This window comes from Leptospira alstonii serovar Sichuan str. 79601 (assembly GCF_000347175.1).
GTDB classification, from domain to species: domain Bacteria; phylum Spirochaetota; class Leptospiria; order Leptospirales; family Leptospiraceae; genus Leptospira; species Leptospira alstonii.
In genome coordinates this window covers 1-2,728 of the sequence record NZ_ANIK01000102.1, presented here as the reverse complement: position 1 = coordinate 2,728, position 2,728 = coordinate 1, and the positions used below count along the sequence as shown (strand labels likewise).

Genomic DNA, 2,728 nt, shown 5'->3' with positions numbered 1-2,728 from the left:
AAGGTAATACAAGCTCCGTTTTACAAACGAGTTCTCGTGTGCCACTTGGATTTCTACATGGAAGTTTCTACCGGTCTCGTCCTTGGCTCGTATGTCCAGATACGAACGTTTGTCGTTCGGTAACTCGCCCGATAGTTCCGGATTCAAGATCGTTATCTCCCGGATCTGGTGTTCTTGGTTCGTAAAAATCACGTCGTTTAACATCGATATCAGTAGCTTCGGTTCTTTAACGAACAATGTCTTAAACATCCAATCCGACGTTAAGGGCAAAAAGTTCATGCTAAATCTTGGAAGTCCCTACGCCCCGAAGTCAATGCCTTTTAGGGTAAATGGAACTTTTAATGTAGATTCTTTCAAGGATTGCCGACACTGCCCTTTCCATTGTCCTTCTGCATATTAACATTCTCTGAATTTGCCGTTGAAAGCTCCTCGTTTAAATAAATTCCATCCTTTAAAATCTCTTCCGGTTTAATTGCCTTTTTGGTTAAATACAAAACATCGCCGACATAACGTCCGTAGATATCCTTAGATCTGCTCCTTACAATTATCTTTGTTTTAGCGGGTAACTTCTTTTTCAATAACTCGAAACTGGTTGCACCTTCGTTTGTATCCAACTCCGCCGACCACACGTTGTGTAATCGGATTCTCTGTCTTGTAATTACGTTAAATCCTAACTGCAACTTTACAAGAATTGTATCTCCGTCAATGATACGCTCGATTTCTCCAAAGTAGAAATAAAGATCCGATGATTTTGATATCTTTGTTTTCTTAATATTCCAGGGCTTACCTTGTTTTTGAATCTCTAAAATATCGCCGGTTTCGTATTTGTTAACGACTTGAACTTTCGGTATTTCGTAGTAGCAGTAAAAACCTAAATCAAGCAGGCAACCTTCGTCGGTAGTTAAGCTTTCTTTGATTTTGTAATGCCAAAGCAAACCTTCAGGACGTTTCCATTTCAATTCCGGAGATTTTCTTTGTTGTCCCGTTTCTTTGACTTTAGCGGTGAGATCCCTTTCGCTCCATCCCTTTTGTATGGCGGTTTTCGTCAGCTTCTCTCTCAGTTTCTCATCAAGGATCGATGCCAATTTACGATAATGGCTCCAGCTTAGTCTATGATCCAATTCTGATTTGCCGTAGACTTCATAGAACTTTTGCGCGTAAAAGAGGCTCCTTTCCGAAAACCCTTTTTTTAAATGTTTCTGCAACTGAACGGAAATTGCTTTCATCCAGCTTCCACTCGTTCGCTCTTCCGCTGTGACATTCTTTTCAACGTTTTTTAAAATCCGGCCGATTTCTCGATTCGCTTCTAAAACTACAATGTTTTTATTCAAAGAACTCTGAGATCGGATCTCTTCATATACCTTTAAGATTCCGTTGAACGCTTGATTGATTTTCTCTCGATTCATTGAAAAAATATCCTAAGCCTTTATCCCTTTCGTTTCCTTTTTTTAGCTTTCACAGAGAAGATGCCTGTGTCGAGTTTGTTTAAAAAATAATTGGAAAGAGGTCCTTAATTTCTTAAAATCTCTTACTATGCAACTTTTCCATTCGTTTAAGCTGAATGATAAATGCCGCATCTAACGTGTCTTGCTCCCATTGAGTCAATTCAAGATTTACATTCTTCCAATCTTCGTTTTCACCCGAAAAAGAGCGTCCGATCCTATGCAATTTATCTTGTTGTTGCTTAGTTAAGTGATTATATATCGGATCAAATACAAGTTTCAAGCAACATTGCAAAACAATTCTACGCTGAAGCTTGGTGAATTCAATTTCACGTAATGCCTTGTGTATAACGCGAATGCTATCTCCGGTAGCAATTCGGTGATATTCAATATCCTTCTTACTGGATAAACTTTTTTCCCGATACGCTTCATATACAAAATCTTGAATTATGGGATGGGACCTATGATCGGATTCAAAAATTTCTTTTAGTAACTTAATAAATCGCATATATGGATTAAACGCCTAACTGTATATTAGAGTTGCCCGAAAAATTCCATGATTCAGTTTAACAAAACAGCTTCAATCGCCCATTTCAATAAAAAAGAAACGGGTGAGGAATTATTTTTCAACAATTATATTTAGTATTTTTTGATATACTAATATTTAATTCAAAACTCAGTGTTGCCAATTTTTTCAAAAATTAAAACAAGTCCCGGTGGAAATGAATGTTTCATTTTTTAAAATTAGTATATCATATTATTTTTATGTTATTTTTCTTTTTTACTTTACAAAACTTCCTTCAGGTTTTTTTTCTGCAAAACTATGAAAACGAAATCCATCAAAACCAAAAACTCGTATCACACCGCGCTTGTACTCAAGGCGCAACTGGGTATGTTATCTAAACAGGAAAGATCCCGTATTCCGGACTCGACTTTCTCCGATTGGAAAAAACGAAATCTCTCTTTAGTCGTCGGGTTTACCGAAGACGATCCCGTTCATTTTAAAGACGACGTCTACAGAAAGATTTCGGAAAGTAAGGCATTCAAAAAAACTCTTTCCGCCCTTCTTGTAGTTTTTCAATTCTACTTCTCCTTAACGGAAAATATGCGGGGAAAAAGAAGAATTTGGAACGAACAAAAGAAAAACATCGTTTCCATTGTTTCAAGGATTTCTCCTCTCATCGGTCTCAAAGCCGCTTGCAAGCTTTTGAAGATCTCTACACAACGTTTCTATCGTTGGAAAAACGAGGTCCACTGTTTCACTTCTACTTTTAACCTTTGTAGAA

The 2,728-nt window shown here is 37.3% G+C and carries 3 protein-coding genes and 1 pseudogene; 1 reads left to right on the top strand and 3 read right to left on the bottom strand.

Annotation, left to right across the window (positions count from 1 at the left end; genetic code table 11):
* The 3 genes from LEP1GSC194_RS17840 to LEP1GSC194_RS17830 form a co-directional block, all read right to left on the bottom strand.
* Window positions 1–279: Rpn family recombination-promoting nuclease/putative transposase (locus LEP1GSC194_RS17840; protein ID WP_036043681.1), on the bottom strand; the 279-nt coding region annotated here is incomplete at its 3' end.
* 74 nt (window positions 280–353) lie between these two features.
* Window positions 354–1,406, bottom strand: a complete 1,053-nt coding sequence (locus LEP1GSC194_RS17835) for a DUF1016 N-terminal domain-containing protein (protein WP_020774900.1) — start codon at window positions 1,404–1,406, stop codon at window positions 354–356.
* A 112-nt stretch (window positions 1,407–1,518) separates the two neighbouring features.
* Window positions 1,519–1,950, bottom strand: a complete 432-nt coding sequence (locus LEP1GSC194_RS17830; RefSeq protein WP_036043674.1) for a hypothetical protein — start codon at window positions 1,948–1,950, stop codon at window positions 1,519–1,521.
* A gap of 315 nt (window positions 1,951–2,265) precedes the next feature.
* Between LEP1GSC194_RS17830 and LEP1GSC194_RS17825 the strand changes: the two are divergent.
* A pseudogene (locus tag LEP1GSC194_RS17825) lies at window positions 2,266–2,728 on the top strand (transposase); the annotation flags it as partial.

Coding starts and splice junctions, on each gene's coding strand:
- LEP1GSC194_RS17830 (WP_036043674.1), bottom strand. CDS start 1,950: ATGCGATTTATTAAGTTACTAAAAGAAATTTTTGAATCCGATCATAGG.
- LEP1GSC194_RS17835 (WP_020774900.1), bottom strand. CDS start 1,406: ATGAATCGAGAGAAAATCAATCAAGCGTTCAACGGAATCTTAAAGGTA.